Here is a 23,351-nt window from a genome sequence, read left to right on the forward strand (position 1 = left end):
GCAGGCTCGCTCCCACAGGGTGTAGTGAATCGGGCAGTCATTGCGAATGCCCGGTCGTATTACGGATTAACCGATCGTCATCAAGCTGGCATTACCACCCGCCGCAGCGGTATTGACGCTCAGCGCGCGCTCGATCACCAGGCGTTCCAGCGCAATGCCGGTTTCGCCTTGCGACAGGCCGTGAACCCCGACGATGGCACCGGCGCGCTTGGCCACTTGCTGGCAGACCGCACGCAACTGGTCGGAGTGACCGTGATGCAGGACTGCGTCGAAGAGCACTTCGTCCTTGTTCCAGTCAGCTACCAACATGATGCGTGCCTGCACCTCTTTTGGCAGACGAGCCAGCAGTGCCTTGCTCAGTTCTCCTTCCGGCCAGACCGCCGAGCCGCCCACGGCCAGAACCGCCGCCAGCTGAGTCAGCAGGTCGGCTTCGACCTCCGTCAGGCACAGCACGTGTTCACGCGGCAGGATGGCGTAGCTGTTGCGCTCGCCCGTCGGGCCGTTCAGCGTGCGGGTGATGCCGCTTTGCGATTGCGCCGCGAACTGCGCGCACAGTGCACTCAACTCGGTGAGCTTGTTGCTGTCAGCCCAGGCTTGCAGGGCGGTCAGCGGTTTGCTCATGGCGTCACGCAGACGAACGTCCGGCGCGCTCAGGGCATCGCCACGAGCGAAGGACTGTTCGATCGCGTCGGTAGGACGTGTCGACAGCAAGCGGTACAGGTACAACGGACCCCCGGCTTTCGGGCCAGTACCCGACAAGCCTTCGCCACCGAACGGCTGCACACCGACCACAGCACCGACGATGTTGCGGTTGACGTAGACGTTACCGGCATTGACGTTGTCGACCACCTTGGCGATGGTCTCGTCGATGCGTGTGTGCACACCCAACGTCAGACCGTAGCCGGAAGCGTTGATCTGCTCGATCAGTTGGTCGATGTCTTTGCGCTTGTAGCGCACCACGTGCAGCACCGGACCGAAGATCTCCCGTTGCAGCTCGTCGAAGCTTTCCAGTTCGATCAGGGTTGGCATCACGAAAGTGCCGCGCTTGCATTCTTCCATGTCCGCGATGGCGACCTGATAGACGTTGCGACCTTTCTCACGCATGCCCTGGATGTGCTTCTCGATGCCCGCCTTGGCTTCGGCGTCGATCACCGGGCCGATGTCCACGGACAGTCGCTCAGGGTTGCCGAGACGGCATTCAGCCATGGCGCCTTTGAGCATTTCGATCACGCGGTCGGCGGAATCTTCCTGCAAGCACAGGACGCGCAGGGCCGAGCAACGCTGGCCGGCGCTGTCGAAGGCCGAGGACACCACATCGATAACCACTTGTTCGGTCAGCGCCGAGGAGTCGACGATCATCGCGTTCTGGCCGCCGGTTTCGGCGATCAGCGGGATCGGACGGCCCTGGGTGTCCAGGCGACCGGCGACGTTGCGTTGCAGCAAGCGCGCAACTTCGGTGGAGCCGGTGAACATCACGCCTTTGACCCGATCATCGCCAACCAGACGGGCGCCGACGGTTTCGCCGCGGCCCGGCAGCAGTTGCAGCACGCCTTCGGGAATCCCGGCTTCGAGCAGCAAGCGCACGGCTTGAGCAGCTACCAGAGGCGTCTGCTCAGCCGGTTTGGCCAGCACCGGATTGCCGGCGGCCAATGCGGCAGCGACTTGACCGCTGAAGATCGCCAGCGGGAAGTTCCACGGGCTGATGCACACCACCGGGCCCAGTGGGCGGTGGGCGTCGTTGGTGAAATCGTTGCGTGCCTGCACTGCGTAGTAACGCAGGAAGTCTACGGCTTCACGCACTTCGGCGATGGCGTTGGCGAAGGTCTTGCCGGCTTCACGAGCCAACAGGCCCATCAGCGGCTGGATCTCGCCTTCCATCAAATCGGCGGCACGTTCGAGGATCGCGGCACGTTCGGCCGGTGGCGTGGCCTGCCAGATCGGCGCGGCGTTGAGTGCGCACTGGATGGCGTTGTCGACATCGGCGACAGTGGCTTCTTGTACATGGCCGACCACGTCACGCAGGTCCGCCGGGTTCAGCACCGGTGCCGGGGCTTCAGTGCCGGACGCGCAGCCAAGCATCGGCGCGGCTTTCCATTGGTTGTGAGCGGTGGCCAGCAGCGCGCAGGACAGCGAGGCCAGACGATGTTCGTTGGCCAGGTCGATGCCACTGGAGTTGGCGCGCTCGCTGCCATAGAGGTCTCGCGGCAGCGGGATACGCGGGTGCGGCAGACCGAAGCCGCCTTCCAGCGTCGCCATCTGCTCGATGCTGCTCACCGGGTCGGCTACCAGCTCCTGGATCGAGATTGATTGATCGGCAATACGGTTGACGAACGAGGTGTTCGCGCCGTTTTCCAGCAGGCGGCGCACGAGGTACGCCAGCAGGGTTTCGTGAGTACCGACCGGTGCGTACACGCGGCACGGACGATTCAACTTGCCTTCGGAAACCTTGCCTACAACCTGTTCGTACAGCGGTTCACCCATGCCGTGCAGGCACTGGAACTCGTACTGGCCCGGGTAGTAGTTTTGCCCTGCGATATGGTAAATCGCCGACAAGGTGTGGGCATTGTGCGTGGCGAACTGCGGGTAGATGACTTCCGGTACCGAGAGCAGTTTGCGTGCGCAGGCAATGTAGGAAACGTCGGTGTACACCTTGCGGGTGTAGACCGGGTAGCCTTCCAGGCCTTCGACCTGGGCGCGTTTGATTTCGCTGTCCCAGTAGGCGCCTTTTACCAGACGGATCATCAGGCGATGACGGCTGCGGCGGGCCAGATCGATCACGTAATCGATCACGTACGGGCAACGCTTCTGGTAGGCCTGGATCACGAAACCGATGCCGTTCCAGCCGGTCAGTTGCGGCTCGAAGCACAGGCGTTCCAGCAGATCCAGCGACAGCTCAAGGCGGTCAGCCTCTTCGGCATCAATGTTCAGGCCGATGTCGTATTGCTTGGCCAGCAGGGTCAGCGACAGCAGGCGCGGGTATAGCTCGTCCATCACGCGTTCGTACTGGGCACGGCTGTAACGCGGGTGCAGGGCCGACAGCTTGATCGAGATGCCCGGGCCTTCATAAATGCCGCGACCGTGGGAAGCCTTGCCGATCGAGTGGATGGCCTGCTCGTAGGACGCGAGGTATTTCTGCGCGTCATGTTCGGTCAGTGCGGCTTCGCCGAGCATGTCGTAAGAATAGCGGAAGCCCTTGGCTTCGAAGCGGCTGGCGTTGGCCAGCGCTTCGGCGATGGTTTCACCGGTGACGAACTGCTCGCCCATCAGGCGCATGGCCATGTCGACGCCCTTGCGGATCATCGGCTCGCCGCTTTTGCCAATGATGCGGCTCAGGGACGACGTCAGGCCGGTTTCGTTGTGGGTGGCGACCAGTTTGCCGGTCAGCAACAGACCCCAGGTGGCGGCGTTGACGAACAGTGACGGGCTATTACCCAAATGTGGCTGCCAGTTACCGGTGCTGATCTTGTCGCGGATCAGTGCATCGCGAGTGCCTTTGTCCGGGATGCGCAGCAGCGCTTCGGCGAGACACATCAGTGCTACGCCTTCCTGGGACGACAGGGAGAATTCCTGCAACAGGCCCTGAACAATGCCTGCACGGCCGCCAGCGCTCTTCTGATTGCGCAGTTTTTCGGCAATCGAGGCGGCGAGTTTGTTGGTGGCGTCGGCCATCGGGGCAGGCAGGCGAGCCTGCTCCAGCAACATCGGCACTACTTCCGGTTCCGGACGACGGTAGGCGGCCGTAATCGAGGCGCGCAACACCGATTGCGGCAGGATGCTTTCAGCGAATTCGAGGAAGCACTGATGGGCGTGATCGACGTGGGGCTCAGCGCCGTCATCGGTTTCGGAGCGGGTCAAACCGCTCAGTTCGGTCAGGGTTGCACCACCCTCGAGTTTTTCCAGGTAATTGAAAATCGCCTGCTTGATCAGCCAATGCGGCGTGCGATCAATCGAGGTCGCGGCGGCTTTGAGGCGCTCGCGGGTCGGGTCATCGAGTTTGACCCCAAGGGTGGTGGTAGCCATATTTTTATCCTCATGTTTGCCACGACTGCGTGGCATCAGCTGGCGGCAAGATTAGCCGTGCGCCGAAAGAGGTGCAACCGGGTGCAACCCTTTTTTGTCGGAATAATCGGCAGCTTGTCAGGAAATAAATTCTGGTACGCGGACACCGCCCTTGCTTGGTGCCTTTTGCAGTAGGTGGCAGAGCTTCTTGCTTCGAAAAGGAGCAAAAAGCGGGGTTTAAAAGGAAATTCATACTAGGTGCAACTTATTCTCAAGAAACTGGTTGCACCTTATTTGCTTTGTTGAATAGCATTCGTGCACCAAGGTGCAACCGTCTTTGATGCGGTTCATCGGCTGATGGCTTTCCTGGGGAAACATCAGTCATAAATGCGCGGCTTACCCGATCGTCGCTCAAACGTATTCGTTTGGCGGCGGTTCAAAAGACCGCTGCGACATAAAAACAAAGCCAGGGCGTCATTGAATGAGTGCAAGCAATCCAACCCTGATCACGTTTGTGATCTACATCGCCGCCATGGTGCTGATCGGCTTCATGGCCTATCGCTCCACCAATAACCTTTCTGACTACATTCTCGGTGGCCGCAGCCTGGGCAGCGTGGTGACCGCGCTTTCCGCTGGCGCCTCCGACATGAGCGGCTGGTTGCTGATGGGCCTGCCGGGCGCCATTTACATGTCGGGTCTGTCGGAAAGCTGGATCGCCATCGGCCTGATCGTCGGTGCGTACCTGAACTGGCTGTTCGTGGCCGGTCGTCTGCGCGTACAGACCGAGCACAACGGTGACGCGCTGACGCTGCCGGATTACTTCTCCAGCCGTTTTGAAGACAAGAGCGGCTTGCTGCGGATCATCTCCGCTGTTGTGATTCTGGTGTTCTTCACCATTTATTGCGCATCTGGCATCGTCGCCGGCGCCCGTCTGTTCGAGAGCACCTTCGGCATGTCCTACGAAACTGCACTGTGGGCCGGTGCGGCAGCGACCATTGCCTACACTTTCGTCGGTGGTTTCCTGGCCGTCAGTTGGACCGACACCGTTCAAGCCACGCTGATGATCTTCGCCCTGTTGCTGACGCCGATCATCGTGCTGCTGGCCACTGGCGGCGTCGATACCACGTTCCTGGCCATTGAGGCACAGGATCCAGGCAACTTCGACATGCTGAAAAACACCAGCTTCATCGGCATCATTTCGCTGATGGGTTGGGGGCTGGGCTACTTCGGTCAGCCGCACATCCTGGCGCGCTTCATGGCGGCGGATTCGGTCAAGTCGATTGCCAACGCCCGTCGCATTTCCATGACCTGGATGATCCTCTGCCTGGGTGGCACTGTAGCCGTGGGCTTCTTCGGTATCGCTTACTTTTCGGCGAACCCGGCGGTGGCGATGCCGGTCAGTGAAAACCACGAGCGGGTGTTCATCGAACTGGCCAAGATCCTCTTCAACCCATGGATCGCCGGTGTACTGCTGTCGGCCATTCTGGCTGCGGTGATGAGCACCTTGAGTTGCCAGTTACTGGTGTGCTCAAGCGCCCTGACCGAAGACTTCTACAAGTCCTTCCTGCGTAAAAACGCTTCCCAGGTTGAACTGGTCTGGGTCGGTCGCGCCATGGTTCTGGCGGTTGCACTGATTGCAATCGCCATGGCCGCCAACCCGGAAAACCGCGTACTGGGTCTGGTCAGCTACGCCTGGGCCGGCTTCGGTGCCGCGTTCGGTCCAGTGGTACTGATCTCGGTACTGTGGAAGGGCATGACCCGTAACGGCGCACTGGCCGGTATCGTGGTCGGCGCACTCACCGTGATCGTCTGGAAACACTTCAACCTGCTGGGTCTGTACGAAATCATCCCGGGCTTCATCTTTGCCAGCCTCGCCATTTTGCTGGTCAGCAAAATGGGGGCACCGTCGGCCGGCATGCTGCAGCGTTTCGCCGCGGCGGAAAAAGATTTCCACCTGAACAAGTGATGCTCTGATCCTTCGCTGAATAAAGAACGGCCCGCAGCCCTGATGGACGCGGGCCGTTTTTTTTTGGAGCGCAGATTCAACTCATCACGCGATCCCCGTAGCAGCTGGCGCAGCCTGCGTTCGGGCGCGTAGCGCTCGTAAAACCACCCTCCGCGGTTTATCTGAACAAATACGGTGAATGATTTTACGACTGCTGCGCAGCCGAACGCAGGCTTCGCCAGCTGCTACAGAAGTTGTGTTGTGGCTCGAGAAGGCGTTAGTGCAGCCCGTCCGGCGGGAATGTCTGTAGTAGTTAATCCCGATATCTGAAGGAAAACTCTCTTAAAAATCAGGACAAATCTGATTTTTCAGACCCTCGGTCAACCCCCCTTGTCGCTCATGCAGAATCGCCCGCCTTCATTCTGCTTCAGAGACATTGGATGCTCACGCCTGCCAATCAACCGCGTTTCACGTTGACCCTCGACGGCGTCCAGCATGAGCTCAAGGTGCTTGAGTTCACGGGCAAGGAAGCCATCAGTCAGCCCTATCGTTTTGACCTGGAACTGGTCAGCGAATACCCGGATCTCGACCTCGAAGACCTCCTGCATCGTCAGGCCTTCCTCAGTTTTGATGGGCAAGGCGCTGGTGTTCATGGTCAGGTGTACCGCGTCGCCCAAGGCGACTCCGGCCAGCGCCTGACCCGCTACCAGATCAGTCTGGTGCCGCGACTGGCCTATCTCGATCAACGCATCAACCAGCGAATCTTCCAGCACAAAAGCGTTCCGGCGATCATCACGCAGATCCTCAAGCACCACGGGATCCAGCGCGATGCGTTTGAATTCCAGCTCGGTGGTGAATACCCGGAGCGCGAGTACTGCGTGCAATACGCCGAGAGCGATCTGGCGTTTATTCAGCGGTTGTGCGCCGAGATCGGCATTCACTACCACTTCCAGCACAACCCGAGCGGCCATTTGCTGGTGTTCGGTGACGACCAGACGGTTTTCCCCCGGTTGCCCGAGCCTACCCTGTACCTGCCAGGCAGCGGAATGGCGGCCGACGCGCCGACGATCAAGCGTTTCAATGTGCGCCTGGAAACTCGCACCACGGCGGTGACCCGTCGTGATTACGACTTCCACAAACCCGGTCTGCAGCTGCACTGCACGGTCGACAGCGAGCAGCGACCGGTATTGGAGGACTACCACTTCCCAGGTCAGTTCACCGATCGCGCTGACGGTAAGCATCTGGCTCAGCGCGCACTTGAACGTCACGGTGCCGACTACCGCCAGGCCGAAGGTCTCAGCGATCAATCCGCCCTGGTCAGTGGGCATTTCCTGCCCATCGCTGATCACCCGCGCAACGACTGGAATGACCTGTGGCTGGTGACTCGGATCGAACATCGCGGCAGGCAGCCTCAGGTACTGGAAGAGTCCGTCAGCAGTGCTTCACCGGATGAGTTTCAAGGCTATCGCAATACGTTTCTGGCGACGCCGTGGCAGGTGCCATTCCGACCACCCTTGGTCGAGAAACCCCGCATCGCAGGTTATCAGTCTGGCGTGGTGACGGGCCCGGCTGACAGCGAAATCCATTGCGACGAGTACGGCCGGGTCAAGGTTCAACTGGCCTGGGATCGCGACGGTCAGCTCAATGAGCACTCCAGCTGCTGGCTGCGGGTAGCCAGCGGTTGGGCCCATGACCGCTATGGCAGCGTGTTGATTCCGCGTGTCGGCATGGAAGTGCTGGTGGGGTTTGCCGACGCCGATGCCGACAAGCCACTGGTGATGGGGTGTCTACCCAACGCGGCGACGCAGGTGCCGCTCGACCTGCCAGCCGACCACACCAAAAGTATTTTTCGCAGTCAGAGCAGCCCCGGTGGCGGCGGTTACAACGAGTTGCGGATCGAGGATCGCAAGGGTGCCGAGGAAATCTACCTGCGCGCTCAACGCGACTGGACCCAGCACGTGCTCAATGACCAGCGTGTGCAAGTGGACAACCAGCGCCGGGTCGTAGTCGCCGGCAGTTCCAGCCATGAACTGAAGGCTGACGAACAGCGCATCACCCATGGCAATCGCCTGACCGAGCTGAAGCAGGACGATCACCTGGTGGTGACCGGCGACCGGCATATCCGGGTGAACAGTCAGGCGTTGAACGCCAGTCAGCAATTCCACGTCAGCGCCGGCCAGCAAGTGGTCATCGACGGTGGCGCCAGCGCAACCATTCAGGCCGGCGGGCAGTGGATCAGCATCAGTGCCGCAGGGATTTTCAGCAGCGTGCCGATTCAGGTGGGCGGGGCGCCCATGGCGTCGATGGTGGCAACGCCACTGTTGCCGGGAGTGCCCGAGAAACTGAGCGCTGCCGTGCCAGCGGTACTGACTGTGGCGCAGATACTCAGCCTGCAAAGTGATGCGCCATTCTGCGAAGAATGCGAGCGTTGCAAGGAGGGTGTCTGTGCAGCCTGATCGCCTGTCACCCCACGAATGGCTGGCAAGCCAACCCCTCAAACCGTCAGAGCAACTCTTCGCGATTTTCAGCAGCGCCAGCGCCGCTGAACCCTTTAAAACCTGGCAACGCTCGATCACGGCAAAAGCGCCGAGCCCGATATGGGCCGACACCGCCTACGCCGAGTGGGAGCCGGTAATGCCCTATGTCGGCATCGTCCTGCCTGGCAGTCAGTTTCTGGATTGGGTCGCCACCACTGAATCTCGCGACTGGGGTTGGCTGGCGGTTTCTTCTGCCCCTCAAGAGGTGCTGGTCGATCATCTGCGCAGCCTCACGCAAGCCCTGTTACCCAACGGCAACGCGGTGTTTTTCCGCTTCTGGGACGGACGTTATCTGCTGCCGATTCTTCAGTCTGCCGAGGTCGACACCGTGCAACTGATGCCGGTGATTGGTCGATGCCTGATCAATGGCCAGGAACTCGAAATCGGTGGAAATGCGCTGAAAACCTCCAGGGTTTTTCCATGGTGGGAAGTCTCTGGATCGCTGCTGGAACAGCTCGGTACCGAGGCCGTCGTCACCCGAGTCAACAACCTGCTGAAGTGGCTGAGCGAGGATCGCCCAGACTTGTACGAGGCGTTTTCCGAAAGCGTTTTACGACGCAAGGTCGCGATCTTTCTTGAGGCGTCCGACCTGCCAGAGGCACCGATAGCCGAGTTGCTGGCATACCTGATGGCAGAGCTGAACTGATGGATCAGATCGTCCGCATCGAGCAGGAACTCGACAGCTTCAAAGACACCCTCAGCCTCTATCGCGAACAACTCAATCACTGGTTCAGTCGGGCCGCTGACAAGGTCAGTCGCGCCACGGACATGCCCTCGCTGCTGGACATGGACCGGGTGATCAAACTGGGCAATACCAGCACGACGGTGGGCCGTAGTGATAACGACTTTTTCTCCAGCGTTGCGCAGTGTCCGGCCAATGGGGTTCTGCAAATCGAGAGCAAGTTCGAATCGGTTTATGACATTCCACTGGGCAATATTCAGGTCGATGTAATTGCCGTGGAGGGCGGTGAAAAGACACCTGTCACGCTTGATGAAAACGGCAAGGGGCAGTTTAAGGGCGCCGCCGGGAAGTTCTATCGCGTTCATGTCCACAGTGAAGTGACCCCGGACCAGGTCGATGAGCTTTTTTCCTCTTACGACGGCCTGACCAAAGAACTGGAAGACTGGCTGCGTAGCGAGTGGAAAGGGTTCAAGCCACAGTGGTCACAGCAATCGGCGTCGGCCTCGTTGGCAGCGGTGGGCAATGGAATGCTCGCGGGAAGTTGGGCTGCTATCCAGGGTGTTTGGGACAGCATCAGCCTGCTGTCGGACATCCTCAAGAATCCTGGCAAACACCTTGAGCGCCTTGGCGCCAGTGTCGATCAACTGAGCGAACTGGCCGAAAAATTTCCGGTAGAGATGGAGAGGGTGCAACTGCTGGCCGGTGACGAAGCCGCGCTGTGCTTACTGCTGCGCACAGCCAGTCTCTGGCTGGAGATGCTGCCACCCAGCGAGATCGCCGGCAAAACCGCCGAGGCCGTGTCGACGGTGGTGGTGCAGTTGCTCATCGACATTCTGATCGGCATCGTCCTGACCTTCGCCGGGGCGGGTGCAGGCATCGCCTATCTGACGATGCGTCTGGCCGAACGCAGCGCACAGCTTCTTGGCGCCGTGCTGCGCCTGGTCAAAGCGATTTTCACGATCATCAACAGCGTCATCAGCTACGTCGACCGCTACAAAAAAGTCGCCGCCCGAGGCGTCGCGGCGGGTCTGAAAAAAGGCCGGATGCAGCTGCGTTGGAATGGCCGCAAGAACACCACGCTAAAAAAAGACGAGCCTCACGTCGACGTCCCGACTCAGGCGAAAAACCCCAACGGCGACAGCGCCGATTCGGCGAATAAAACCGCGACCAACAAATGCCCGGTGTCGATGGTCACCGGCGAAGAACTGCTGACCCTGAATGACGGTTCTCTGGACGGGATTCTGCCGTTCGACTTCACCCGGCTCTATCGTACCAGTGCCGCCGAGATCGATTGCGGCCTCGGTTTCGGCTGGAGTCATAGCCTCGCCCATCGACTGGAAATCGACGGCGACAGCGTGATCTGGATTGACCATGAGAACCGTCGCACCACCTTCCCGCTGCCGAATAACGAACGCCCGGCGATCCACAACAGCCTCTCGCGGGCGGCGATTTATCTGGGCGATGAGCCTGACGAACTGATCCTGGCCCAGGCCGGCGACGAAACGCGTTTCTACCACTTTCATAATGGTCGGCTGACGACCATCAGCGACGGCTACGACAACCGACTGCGCATCACCCACGACCGTCAGGAGCGTATCAAGCGCCTCGACAATGGTACCGGTCGCGCCTTGTTGTTGCGCTATGACCGCAGTCATTTGATCGCCGTCGACTATCAGGTCTTTCGCCCGGCCGACAGCCTTGATGAAGCCTGGAAGACTGAGCAGACGCTGGTCAGTTATCGCTACGACGAACGTGATCAACTGATCGAAGCGACCAACGCCGCCGCCGAAAGCGAGCGCTACGACTACGACGATCAGCACGTGATTGTGCAGCGGCAATTGGCCGGTGGGGCGAGCTACTTCTGGGAGTGGGAAAGGTCCGGCAAGGCTGCCAGATGCATTCGGCACTGGGCGTCGTTTTCGCAGATGGACGCGCGTTATGTCTGGGATGATCAGGGCAGTGTCACGGTTCAGAACCTCGATGGTAGTGAGGAGGTTTACGTCCACGACGACCGGGCACGATTGGTGCGTAAGGTCGAGCTCGATGGTGGCGAACATCTCAAGGCCTATGACCAAAAGGGTCGGCTGATTGCCGAGCAGGATCCGCTTGGCGCCGTCACTGAATACCGTTACGACGAGGTCGGACGGCTTGTCGCGCTGATTCCGCCGGAAGACGAACCGACGGCCTACGAGTACCGCGACGGTTATTTGCATGCGCGCTATCGCGGCAAAGCGGTCTGGACCTATGGGCGCAATGCTCAGGGCGATGTTACCGAGGCGACTGATCCCGACGGCCATGTCACCCACTATCACTACGACGAAAAAGGCAGGTTGCTGTCGATCCGTTTTCCGGACAACAGCCGTCATGTCTTTGTCTGGAATGCGTTGGGACAGCTGCTCGAAGAGACGTTGCCGGAGGGTGGGCAGCGGCGCTTCACCTATGACGTGCTGGGTCGACAGATTACTCGTCAGGACGAACACGGTGCCGTCACCCACTACCAATGGGATGCCGTCGGACGACTGCTTCAAACGACGTTGCCCAGCGGCGCAACCCGCGCCTTCAGCTACAACGCCTACGGAAAAATCACCGCCGAACGCGATGAACTGGGCCGTGTCACCCGCTACGAATACGCCGACGATTTGCACCTGGTCAGCCGCCGGATCAATGCTGACGGCACGCAACTGAAGTACCGCTACGACAACGCGCAGCTGTTACTCACGGAAATCGAAAACGAATCCGGCGAAAAGTATCAGCTGGACTACACGCCCAATGGCCTGATCCGACAGGAAACCGGTTTCGACGGTCGCCGCACCGCCTACGCCTACGACCTCAACGGCCACCTGCTGGAAAAAACCGAGTTCGGTGATGACGGTTCGCAGCGGGTGACGGCTTATGAGCGGGACTCGGCAGGGCGGTTGCTGGTCAAGACCCTGCCCGATGGCGTCAACGTCGAGTATTGCTACGACAGCCTCGGCCGACTGGTCAGCGTCGATAATGGCCACGACCACCCGTTGGAATTCGAGTACGACCAGCAGGACCGGCTGATCACCGAACACCAAGGCTGGGGCACCTTGCGCTATGGCTACGATGCCTGCGGCCAGCTCAATCACTTGCGCCTGCCGGACAACAGCAAACTCGATTACCACCACGCCAAGGGCGGTGCGCTGACGGCCATCGACCTCAACGGCGCACGACTCACCAGCCATCAGTTCGAATTCGGCCGCGAGCGACAGCGCCAGCAAGGCCTGCTGCTCAGCGAATACGCCTACGACGATCAGGGACGTCTGCAAGCCCACGCCGTCAGCCAACAGCAAAAAAACCTGTACCGCCGTGACTATGCCTACAGCGCCAACGGCAATCTCGATCACATCGCCGACACCCGTCACGGCCAACGCAGCTACCAGTACGACCCGCTGAACCGCCTGACCCGCGTCCGTCACACCCGCGACAATCCACCGGAAACCTTCGCTCACGACCCGGCGGGCAACCTGATCATGCAGGACCGCCCCGGTCCGACGAAAATCCAGGGCAACCGCCTGCTGCTGCAAGGCGACCGCCATTACGACTACGACGCCTTCGGCAACCTGATCCGCGAACGTCGTGGCACCGGGCAAAAACTGGTCACCGAATACCGCTACGACTGCCAGCACCGGTTGATCGGCATCACGCTGCCGGATGGCAGAACCGCCAGCTACCGCTATGACGCCTTTGGCCGCCGCATCGCCAAAACCGTCGACGGCCACACCACCGAGTTCTTCTGGCAAGGCGACAACCTCGTCGCCGAAAGCAGCAAAGAGCACTACCGCAGCTACCTCTACGAACCCGGCAGCTTCCGCCCATTGGCGATGCTCGACGGCAAAGGCCCGCGCAAGGCCTGCCCGTTCTACTACCAACTCGACCACCTCGGCACACCGCAGGAACTGACCGACTACAGCGGCGAGATCGTCTGGTCCGCCACCTACAAGGCCTACGGCAAACTCGCCAGCCTGAAGCACTTTGGCGGCGAGCAACTCGAACAGCCGCTGCGCTTTCAAGGCCAATACTTCGACGCCGAATCAGGCCTGCACTACAACCGGCATCGCTACTACAATCCGGACATCGGCCGCTATCTGACGCCCGACCCGATCAAGTTGGCGGGCGGGCTAAACGGCTACCAGTACACCCCGAATCCGACGGGGTGGGTTGATCCGTTGGGGTTGGCTTGTAAGTCGTGCCCTGGCGATATAGACGCTGATGGGCCGTTCAGCGAAATTGTTCCTGGTGGGGGCTTGGCGGTACATGAGGCTCAAGGAGGACATCTTATTGCGAAGCATATTGGTCGGACCGAAGCGCAGTTAGCACAGAGGCTTACTGCGGAGCCATGGCTCGGCAGGGCATCTACTTTCTATGATCGGGCGACGGCGGAAAAATCCATCTCTAGTGTGTTAGCGACAAATAAGGCGCAAATAGCAAAATTCATGAAGAGTAGGGATAGCCAGATCATTATTAGTGATTCTGTCCCTTATCCAGTCGGTGTTGTTTTAAGGCGTAAAGCATCTAACATAGCGCCTGCTTCCGGGGTGTTTCTAATTTTGCGCAGGGACAAGCGATTACCCGACGGTTATCGAATACATACGGGGTATGCAGAGTAATGAGCACAAAATTTCCAGCGCTATTTCAGTTTTTGGCTGGCTACCTCCATCAGGATTGGGCTTGTGATCACGAAACCGTAGATGATGTAATTCGGTCGTTTGTTGCTGACTCATCTCTAGAAAATATTTCTCAAGTGAAGGACGAGTTGCAAGTCGTTTTGCGTACTATCCAAAGTGAAGAGGAATTACAGACATTTTTGTTTGATGAAATTGGATGTTCCTACTATTACCCCTATGCGTGGTCCTCAGGAAAAGCTTGGTTGGAACATGTTTTGGCCATGCTCTAGCTATGGACCTTGACTGACTTACTGAAGGCATCGGATGAGGGGGCAACGTAATCTCCGGTCAAGGTCGTCGGAGATTTCCCGCACGTTGTGGTGGTGTGCATGAACTGGTGCGTGATGGGCTTCATCGATAGCCTTTGGGTGTCACTGCAAATTCAGTGACAGGGCGTGGAAGCCCTTCTATCGTTAGGCGCACAAAGCGCCACCAGTTCGGCGTTTTTTATCGTCTGAGTTTTATGGTGGCTGTGCGCGGGGCGCTTTCGAGTGCGCCGGGTGCCTAACGTCCCGGTCTTCCACACCTGCGTACAGCCGCCACCTATTGCGTGGAAGTGATGTCTGGCGGCTTCAATCCATACGTTAGGAGTCAGAACAATGACCGCACTTAATCCCGATCCACCCTACGTTCCGCCAACTTCCCATCCTTCCAACCGCTACATGGCCCTCACCAGCAACTGCAGCGACATGCCCACCCTGTTCGTCGACACCCACGCGCCGCTGGATATCCTGCATGACGCTGCCGGTTATCGCATTCGCGCCGTGACTCAGGTGCTTGAAAACCTGGCCATGCGCGGGGAGATTGCCAGTGATTCGGTGATTCTGAATGACTTTGCGTTGCTGTGTGCCATTCCGCTGCGCGATGGTTGCGATCTGCTGGATGTGATCGGGCGGCGGTTGCAGAAGCGGCCTTCGACGTAACGTTACGCGGTTTTGTGGCGAGGGGGCTTGTCGGAACGCCGCACCGCCCCGCTCGGCTGCGTAGCAGTCGTAATCCCGGCGAATGCGATATGTCTGAAAAAGGTGATCGCCGGTTTTGGGGCCGCTTTGCGGCCCAGCGGGGGCAAGCCCCAATGCCTGTCAGTTAAGGCACAAACCTGTGGGAGCGCTTAACTGACTGGCATTTGGGGAAGCGCCCTCGCCACAGGTGGTGCGTCGATCTTCCGCTCGGCTGTGAACCCCTGACGCTGGGCGCGGTACAAGGTAAACTTCGCCTCCTTCGCAGGAGCAGCCATGAATTATCGTCACGCCTTCCACGCCGGCAATCACGCCGATGTGTTCAAACACCTGACTTTGACCCGCCTCATCGCCTTGATGTCGCGCAAGGAGCAGCCGTTTGCCTATCTCGACACTCACGCCGGCATTGGTCTGTATGACCTGCAGGGCGACCAGGCGAGCCGTACCGGTGAATACCTGGAAGGTATCGCACGCTTGTGGGGTGAGCAGGATCTGCCACCGCTGACCGCCGATTACATGCGCGTCTTGCATGAAATGAACCCGGATGGCGAGTTGCGCTACTACCCAGGCTCGCCGGAGTTGGCGCGGCGTTTGACCCGTCCGCAGGACCGGGTGTTGCTCAACGAGAAACACCCGGAAGACGGGCTGCTGCTCAAGGACAACATGAAGGGCGATCGCCGGGTCAAAGTGCACTTGGGCGAAGGCTGGCATGTGCCGCGGGCGTTGTTGCCGGTGCCGGAGAAGCGTGGGTTGATGCTGATTGATCCGCCGTTCGAGCAGCTCGATGAGATGCAGCGTTGTGCCGCGTCGCTGAAAGAGGCGATTGGCCGGATGCGCCAAACCGTGGCGGCGATCTGGTACCCGGTGAAGGATCAGCGCCTGTTGCGTCGTTTCTACCAGGACCTGGCTGGCACCGGCGCGCCGAAGTTGTTGCGCGTGGAGTTGTTGGTGCATCCGCTGGATACGCCGAACAGCCTCAACGGTTCCGGGTTGGCGATTGCCAATCCGCCGTGGGGGCTGGAAGAAGAATTGCGCGAGTTGCTGCCGTGGTTGTCCAAGAAGCTTGGGCAGACCCAGGGCGGGTGGCAGATGGATTGGTTGATTGCTGAGTAATGTGTGGCGAGGGAGCTTGCTCCCGCTGGGCCGCGAAGCGGCCCTAAAATCGGCGACAACGTTCTTTCAAATAGAGAGTGCACACCGATTTACGACTGCTTCGCCCGAGCGCGGACCGGCCGGCGGGAGCAAGCTCCCTCGCCACAAGTGACGTCGATACATGACCTGTGGGAGCGAGCCTGCTCGCGAAGCTGTTCAGAGGCAGTAAATCAAATCGGGCAGGTCACGCCCGTACCGCCAATCCCGCAATACCCTTCAGGGTTCTTCGCCAGGTATTGCTGGTGATAGGCCTCGGCAAAGTAGAACGTCGGGGCTTCTTCGATTTCGGTCGTGATGGTGCCTTTGCCGGCCTTGGTCAGTTCGGTCTGGAACACCTGCTCGCTGTGCTTGGCGGCTGCCAGCTGAGTCGGGTTGGTGGCGTAGATCACCGAACGGTACTGCGTGCCGATGTCGTTACCCTGGCGCATGCCCTGGGTCGGGTTGTGCAGTTCCCAGAACATCTTCAGAAGCGCTTCGTAGCTGACTTTTGCCGGCTCGTAGACCACCAGTACGACTTCGCTGTGGCCAGTCAGGCCCGAGCAGACTTCTTCATACGTCGGGTTCGGGGTAAAGCCGCCGGCGTAACCCACGGCGGTGCTGACTACGCCTTCACGCTGCCAGAATTTGCGTTCCGCGCCCCAGAAACAACCCAGGCCGAAGATTGCGAATTCCACGTCGGTCACGAACGGGCCCAGTAGCGGGGCGTCGTGGACGAAGTGTTTTTCGGGCACGGTCATCGGGGTTTCGCGGCCAGGCAGAGCTTGTTCTTTAGTCGGGAGCACGTTTTTGTTCACCAGAATTTCCGAGCGCAGAACCATGATCAGTCCTCTCAGTCAGGTTGGGATGAGCGATATACGCAATAAGACCCACAGTGTGCCCGAGTGTTACAGCGCTGTCAGGCGATTGGGCCACGCGGGTAGCGTTTGAGCTTCGCGATCAGCTCGGCGCCGGGGATCGGCCGGTCGAACAGGTAGCCCTGGCCTACGTCGCAGCGATGGCGGCGCAGGAACGCCAGCTGTTCGGAGGTTTCGATGCCTTCGGCGACCACTTTGAGCTTGAGGTTGTGAGCCATGGCGATCACTGCCGAGGTGATTTCCATGTCGTCCTGGTTGTCCGGGATTTCATGGATGAAGCTGCGATCGATCTTGATGATGTCGATCGGGAATTTCTTCAGGTAACTGAGCGACGAGTAACCGGTACCGAAGTCGTCCATGGCCAGGGTCAGGCCCAGGCGCTTGAGTTGGTCGAGCTGCAAGTGGGTGTCTTCGGTGGCTTCCAGCAGCAGGCCTTCGGTCAGTTCCAGCTCCAGCAAGCGCGCGGGCAGCTGTTCTTCCTTGAGGATGTTGGCAATCGATGACACCAGGTCCGGGTCGGAGAATTGCTTGGGTGACAGGTTGATCGCCACCTGCAAGTTGCCCAGCCCGGCGGCGGTCAGCTCTTTGCTCATGCGGCAGGCCTGACGGGCGATCCATTTGCCGATGGGAATGATCAGGCCGGTTTCTTCGGCAACGCTGATGAACTGATCCGGGCGGATCATGCCCTTTTCCGGATGGTTCCAGCGCAGCAAGGCTTCCATCCCCAGCAAGCGCCCGGAGCGCAGGCACAGCTTGGGCTGGTAGAACACATCCAGCTCGTTCTGGGTCAGGGCGCGGCGCAGGTTGTTTTCCACGAACAGCTTGTAGCTGGCCTCGGCGTTCAGCGCTTCGGTAAATACCTGAACCTGATGTTTGCCGTTGGCTTTGGCCTTGTGCAGCGCGAGCCCTGCGTTGCGCATCAACGTCTGCGGGTCACGACCGTGCAATGGCGCGCAGGCCAGGCCCACGGAGCCGGTGACGCTGATCAGCTGGTTGTCGACGAACATCGGTTTATCCAGCGTCATCAACAACTGGCTGGCGATGTGTTGGCCGGCTTCAAGGTGGGTGTCGTCCAGCAGCACCGCGAACTCGTTACTGGCGAAACGCGCCAGACTGCCGCTCGGGCTCAGGCTGTTACGCAGCCGCCGGGCCAGGCTGATCAGCAGTTTGTCGCCGGTCTGGTGGCCGAGGCTGTCATTGATTCGTTTGAAGTTGTCGATGTCCACCAGCAGCAGGCAGATCGGGCTGTCGCTGTCGCGGGCGAAACGCTCGTCGAGGTTGCGGATGAACGCCGGACGGTTGCCCAGGTTGGTCAGGTTGTCGGTGTAGGCCAGGCGCTCGATACGTTGCTGGGCGAGCTTGGTCTGGGTGATGTCTTCGTAGATGCCAATGTAGTGGGTCAGTTCACGGTTGTCGCCGTAGACTTTGGAGATCGACAGCTGGCCCCAGTACGGTTCGAGGTTTTTGCGCCGGCTCTTGAATTCGCCCTGCCAGCTGTTGCTCTTGGCCAGGCTTGAGGGGGCGTCGAACAGCAGCTCGCTGAGATTTTCCAGCGCCGGCAGTTCCGACAGCCGATGGCCATGGACTTCTTCGGTGCTGTACTGGGTAATTGCAGTGAAGCTCGGGTTGACGTACTCGACCACACCGTCGCAGTTGACCAGCAAAAAGGCGTTGGCACTTTGCTCGACCGCGCGCTGGAACAGGTGCAGGGCGCTGGTGGCGGTGCGGCGATTGTGGTTGTTGATGACCTGGGCGAACTGGTCGGCCAACTCGCCGGCGAAGGCGATCTCGTCCGACTGCCAGGCGCGGGTCATACCGATTTGCTCAAGGCACAGCACGCCCACCACCTGGCCGTCGATGCGGATGCTGGCGTCGAGCATGGCGTTGACGTCACGCGGGCGCAGGCTCTCGGCCATTTCCCGGGTACGCGGGTCGCGCATGGCGTTGTGCGCGTCGATTGCGCGGCTGGTGTGCAAGGCTTCCAGATAGTCCGGGAAGCTGCTGGCGTCGATCACGTCCGGCATCCGGTACTCTTGAGAGGCACGGTGGTACGCGGAAATCGGCACCAACTGCTGACCTTCGAGATTCCACAGGCTCGCGGAGTCGATTTCGTAGATGTCGCAGGCGCTGCGGGTGATCAGTTCGGCGGCTTCTTGCAGGGAGTTGCCGGTGCTGTAGCGCTGGCGGGCAAGCAGCAGGATCAGGTCCTGTTGAGCGCGAACCCGTTCCAGATGCAGCAATTGTTCCTGCTGGGCACGCTGATTCAGTTCCAGGGCAATTTGCAGGCGCGAATTCTGGGTTTCCAGGTCCAGCGCTGGCAGCAGCGGATCATCGGTAAACAAACCGTCCACCACCAGCAGATAGCCGCGTAGCAGGTGGCGATTGTGTTGTTTGTAGGCTTCGCCCAATTCGAGCAGGCTGAGGGAGCCCTGGGCGGTGTGCAGCGTGTAGCGGATCAGGTAATGCGGGCTTGCAGTCAATTGCTGCTGGATCGCATCGTGCAGTTGATAGCGCGCTTCGGGCTCCATCAGGCTCGCATAGGGTGAGCCGACCAGAGCGCAGAGCTCGACAGCGGGCAAACCGAACTGGCGTTCGCAATTAGGATCAAGGAACAGCAGCGCCCAGCTTGCTTCATTCAGCCGTTCGAAACGCAGCATGCCGAGCCGCGAGGGCACAGGCAACTGCGTCACTACCTCGGCCACCATACGGCTGGCGGCATCGGGATGGCTTTTCATGGAAGAAACTCGCTTCGAAAATGCTGATCGCGCCGGGCTCGCGCCCTCTTTACTGTTGCCTGCGGCAAGGTTGCATCATGCGGCACAGACTGACAAGTGAGGATGGAGGCTAAGTGCTATAAGAATGTATCGGCAGGCGGCGGCATTTCTGCAATAAGCTGCTGAAACGATTGAGGATCAGATAGTTGGCGCCAGAAACACAACCTGCGCCAGCTCCCGTAGCTCCCGTAGCTCCCGTAGCAGCTGTCGAGCCCGCGAGGCTGCGTTCGAGGACGAAGTCCTCGCAAATCCTGAGTGCGCGGTTTGCCTGGAAGAGCTCGCTAGCTGATTCAACGACTGCTTCGCCCGAGCGCGGACCGAGCCGAACGCAGCCTCGCGGGCTCGGCAGCTGCTACGTCGAAGGCGAGTGAACCCTTTTACAGATCGCTGCGCAGCGCGATGCTTATTGATTGCAGGGCTTTGCCATCGGCGTCGTGGTAAGTCACCTGAATGTGCTGCGTGTCGACCACCAGGTGGGCGAAGTTGTCCTGGCTGACCACATGACTGGTCAGTTGGTGGTGATAGTCGCCGGCAGCGGTCCGCACCAGCGGCTGGTCGAGTATGAAAGTCGAGGCTTTGGCGTAGGGCAGCAGTGCGCTGTTGCACAGGGGTGATGAGACGATGGTGTGAACCTCGAAGTCGGGGTCTTCGCTATGGCTCAGGCGGCTTGTGAGGGAGCCATGAACGTCACCGGATACGAAAATGACGTTCTTGATCTTGTGGGTCCGGATGGTTTCCAGCAGGCGCAGACGCTGCTCGGGAAAGGCTTTCCAGGCATCGTCGCCATGGTGCTTGCGGTCGGGGTAGAACATCACGCTGGTGACCACGAACTTGACCCGTGCCGGGCTGTTGATCAGCCATTTGAGCAGTGCTTGTTCCTGCTCGGCATCGAGGATGCGTCGATCATCGGCCGAAAGCGTGCGCCGGGTTCGACTGTCGGTCACGAACCATTCGATATCGCCATTGGAGAACTGATACCAGTAATGCTTAAGTTCGCGGCTTGGTTGCCCGTCAGGCAGTAACTCGTGAACAGGGCTATGACTGGCCTGATACAACTCATAAGCGGCCATTGCATTCTTATAGAGGAGCTTGTCGGCTGCGCTTTCGTTGGCGGGCCAATTATCTTCTATTTCGTGGTCATCCAGAATCATATAAGTCGCAAGTGATGCCATTGACTTCTGGATGTGAGGCTGGGAAAAGGCGGCGCGATACTTGCTGATGATTTCTTTGAATTCCCGGTCAGGGCTGAGAAAGTTCAGGTCATCCACATAAACCTGATCACCCGTCATCAACAGGGCGCTGATGGGGGGCGATGATTTTTCGGCCAGAACGTTGATGGCGGCAAATATCCTGTCGCCCTTGGCGGGGGCCGACGGTACGCCCAGCGTCATGCGCAGGTAACGGCATGAGCCAACGACATAGCCACGTGCTGCATTGGTTTTGCTCGATGCGGTGCGAAAGCGGTAGATCTCTTTCGGCCATTGCAGGGGTAGCTCCTGTACCGTTTCCACGGTGTGCACCGGGCTCATGGTGCTGAACCAGCCGGCCTGGTATTCGAAGGCGGTATCGGGGGCAAGGTTATTAAGCGCGATAACGTCGGACATGTCACGTAATGGCGTCAGGGCAACAAAAAGACCTTTGGACCAGTGTGCATCGCCGGCGCGGCGATAACGTATTCCAGCAAATACCGGAGAGTGTTTTTTTACCTCGCCGCGTAAAAAGATGCGTACATGGTTAGTTGTTGTGTGACCAATAATCGGGCCGACAGTAGGTTTAAACATTTTCGAGTCCGTTCGAAATGTAACTGTGAAAGTTATGGTGTCTTGTGAAAGCAGTCAGTTGCTTTGTCGGACTTATCCTATTGCTCGTCGGGCGATAAATATTGATGGGTAAGTGGACTTTGGTTGTGGCTTGAATAATCCACAGAAGTAGTCTCGGTTATTATCAACAGTAGGAATACGTACAGGCCTTCAACGAGTGTTGACGGTGTCGTGAAATGGCGGGTTTTTTTCAGGCAAAAAAAGCCCCGCCAAATTGGCGGGGTTGAGGTACGAGCGTGGCGCTCGGAAAGCGTGGAACGCGAGTGGCCCTCCGATGAAGGAGGGCCGCCGCTTTACAGCAGGATGGTGCGGATGTCGCCCAACAGGTCGCTCAGACGCTTGGTGAAGCGTGCAGCAGCAGCGCCGTTGATCACGCGGTGATCGTAGGACAGCGACAGTGGCAGCATCAGTTTCGGCTGAAAGGCCTTGCCGTCCCAGACGGGCTGGATGGTTGCCTTGGAAACACCGAGGATCGCCACTTCCGGCGCGTTGACGATCGGCGTGAAGCCGGTGCCGCCAATGTGCCCGAGGCTGGAAATGGTGAAGCAGGCGCCTTGCATGTCGTCAGCGGTGAGCTTTTTGTCGCGGGCCTTGGCAGCCAGCGCAGCGGCTTCGGCTGCCAGTTGCAACAGGCTCTTCTGGTCGACGTTCTTGATGACCGGTACCAGCAGGCCTTCAGGGGTGTCGACGGCGAAGCCGATGTTCACGTACTTCTTGCGGATGATCGCCTTGCCGCTTGGTGCCAGCGAACTGTTGAAGTCCGGCAGTTCCTTGAGCAGGTGCGCGCAGGACTTGAGCAGCAATGGCAGGATGGTCAGCTTGACGCCAGCCTTCTCTGCAACGGCTTTCTGAGCGATACGGAACGCTTCCAGGTCGGTGATATCAGCCGAATCGAACTGAGTCACGTGTGGAATGTTCAACCAGCTGCGGTGCAGGCTCGACGCGCCGATTTGCATCAGACGGGTCATCGGCACTTCTTCGATTTCACCGAAGCGGCTGAAGTCCACGACCGGAATCGGCGGAATACCGGCACCGCCGGTTGCGCCAGCAGCTGGAGCTTCCTTGGCTTTCTGCATCATGGCTTTGACGTAAACCTGCACGTCTTCTTTCAGCACACGACCGTGTGGGCCGCTTGGGCTCACCGCGTTCAGCTCGACGCCGAACTCACGAGCCAGCTGACGAACCGCCGGGCCTGCGTGAACCTTGGCACCGCTTGGCGCTGGTGCTTGCGCCTGCGCCGGAGCGGCCTCGACTTTTGCAGCAGGTGCAGCAGGTGCAGCAGCGGCAGGCGCAGCGGCTTGAGCCGGCGCTGGAGCGGCAGCTTGTGCCGGTGCAGCAGGTGCCGCAGCACCTACCACTTTCAGCTTGAGGATAAAGTCGCCAGTGCCGACTTCGTCTTCGAGTTTGACCGCGATGCTTTCCACTACGCCGGCAGCCGGCGAAGGGATTTCCATGCTGGCCTTGTCAGACTCCAGGGTGATCAGCGATTGATCAGCCGCAACGGTGTCGCCAACCTTGACCAGCAATTCGATGATCTTGGCCTTGCCCGACGAACCGATGTCCGGGACGTGAATGTCCTGAACGGTGGCAGCAGCAGGCGCAGCGGCTGGCGCTGGAGCAGCTTGTGGTGCCGGTGCAGCCGCAGGTGCTGCGGCGGCCGCAGGAGCAGCGACCGGAGCCTCAGGTGCCGCAGCGGCACCCTCGACTTCCAGTTCCATCAGCTCGTCGCCTTCTTTCAGGCGATCGCCCAGCTTCACTTTCAGGCTCTTGATGACGCCGGCCTTGGGGGCCGGAATCTCCATGCTCGCCTTGTCCGACTCAAGTGTCAGCAGGCTCTGGTCAGCCTCGATGCGATCACCGACCTTGACCAACAGTTCAATTACTTCACCTTCACCGCTGCCGATGTCAGGTACGCGAATGAGTTCGCTCACAGAGTGTCTC

At 59.5% G+C, this 23,351-nt stretch carries 12 protein-coding genes; 7 read left to right on the plus strand and 5 right to left on the minus strand.

Annotated elements, in window-relative coordinates:
- Positions 1 to 66: 66 nt before the first annotated feature.
- A complete protein-coding gene (gene putA, locus NTD87_RS10125) occupies positions 67 to 4,020 on the minus strand; it encodes a trifunctional transcriptional regulator/proline dehydrogenase/L-glutamate gamma-semialdehyde dehydrogenase (RefSeq protein ID WP_262113649.1) in 3,954 nt (1,317 codons plus the stop codon).
- 460 nt (positions 4,021 to 4,480) lie between these two features.
- On the opposite strand from putA, the gene putP reads away from it, so the two are divergent.
- From putP to NTD87_RS10160, 7 genes are all read left to right on the plus strand, one after another.
- Entirely contained in the window at positions 4,481 to 5,965 is a 1,485-nt protein-coding gene (putP, locus tag NTD87_RS10130) for a sodium/proline symporter PutP (protein WP_262113651.1), read from the plus strand.
- A gap of 419 nt (positions 5,966 to 6,384) precedes the next feature.
- On the plus strand, positions 6,385 to 8,400 hold the full coding sequence (locus tag NTD87_RS10135; protein ID WP_262113653.1) for a type VI secretion system tip protein VgrG: 2,016 nt from the start codon (positions 6,385 to 6,387) through the stop codon (positions 8,398 to 8,400).
- A complete protein-coding gene (locus tag NTD87_RS10140; protein WP_262113654.1) occupies positions 8,390 to 9,127 on the plus strand; it encodes a DUF4123 domain-containing protein in 738 nt (245 codons plus the stop codon). The genes NTD87_RS10135 and NTD87_RS10140 overlap by 11 nt, the downstream gene beginning before the upstream one ends.
- Positions 9,127 to 13,794, plus strand: a complete 4,668-nt coding sequence (locus tag NTD87_RS10145; protein ID WP_262113655.1) for an RHS repeat protein — start codon at positions 9,127 to 9,129, stop codon at positions 13,792 to 13,794. Before NTD87_RS10140 ends, NTD87_RS10145 begins: the two co-directional genes overlap by 1 nt.
- The gene (locus NTD87_RS10150) at positions 13,794 to 14,081 is read left to right on the plus strand and encodes a contact-dependent growth inhibition system immunity protein (RefSeq protein WP_262113656.1); all 288 of its coding nucleotides are present in this window, start codon (positions 13,794 to 13,796) and stop codon (positions 14,079 to 14,081) included. The genes NTD87_RS10145 and NTD87_RS10150 overlap by 1 nt, the downstream gene beginning before the upstream one ends.
- Positions 14,082 to 14,450: 369 nt before the next feature.
- Positions 14,451 to 14,774 carry a hypothetical protein gene (locus tag NTD87_RS10155; RefSeq protein WP_262113657.1) on the plus strand — a complete coding sequence of 108 codons (324 nt, stop codon included), beginning with the start codon at positions 14,451 to 14,453 and terminating at the stop codon, positions 14,772 to 14,774.
- Between the two features lie 312 nt (positions 14,775 to 15,086).
- Entirely contained in the window at positions 15,087 to 15,923 is an 837-nt protein-coding gene (locus tag NTD87_RS10160; protein WP_262113659.1) for a 23S rRNA (adenine(2030)-N(6))-methyltransferase RlmJ, read from the plus strand.
- A 209-nt stretch (positions 15,924 to 16,132) separates the two neighbouring features.
- Here NTD87_RS10160 and msrA read toward each other — a convergent pair whose 3' ends face one another.
- The 4 genes from msrA to aceF all read right to left on the minus strand — a co-directional run bounded on the left by msrA (position 16,133) and on the right by aceF (position 23,341).
- Complete coding sequence (gene msrA, locus NTD87_RS10165) at positions 16,133 to 16,780, minus strand: peptide-methionine (S)-S-oxide reductase MsrA (protein WP_262113661.1); 648 nt, start codon at positions 16,778 to 16,780, stop codon at positions 16,133 to 16,135.
- Positions 16,781 to 16,857: 77 nt separating this feature from the next.
- On the minus strand, positions 16,858 to 19,551 hold the full coding sequence (locus NTD87_RS10170; protein WP_262113663.1) for a GGDEF and EAL domain-containing protein: 2,694 nt from the start codon (positions 19,549 to 19,551) through the stop codon (positions 16,858 to 16,860).
- 416 nt (positions 19,552 to 19,967) lie between these two features.
- Entirely contained in the window at positions 19,968 to 21,371 is a 1,404-nt protein-coding gene (locus NTD87_RS10175; protein WP_262113665.1) for an alkaline phosphatase D family protein, read from the minus strand.
- Positions 21,372 to 21,703: 332 nt separating this feature from the next.
- A complete protein-coding gene (gene aceF, locus NTD87_RS10180) occupies positions 21,704 to 23,341 on the minus strand; it encodes a dihydrolipoyllysine-residue acetyltransferase (protein WP_262113667.1) in 1,638 nt (545 codons plus the stop codon).
- Positions 23,342 to 23,351 lie beyond the last annotated feature (10 nt).

Origin of the sequence: Pseudomonas sp. 6D_7.1_Bac1, from assembly GCF_025465945.1 — a bacterium.
Lineage (GTDB): Bacteria > Pseudomonadota > Gammaproteobacteria > Pseudomonadales > Pseudomonadaceae > Aquipseudomonas.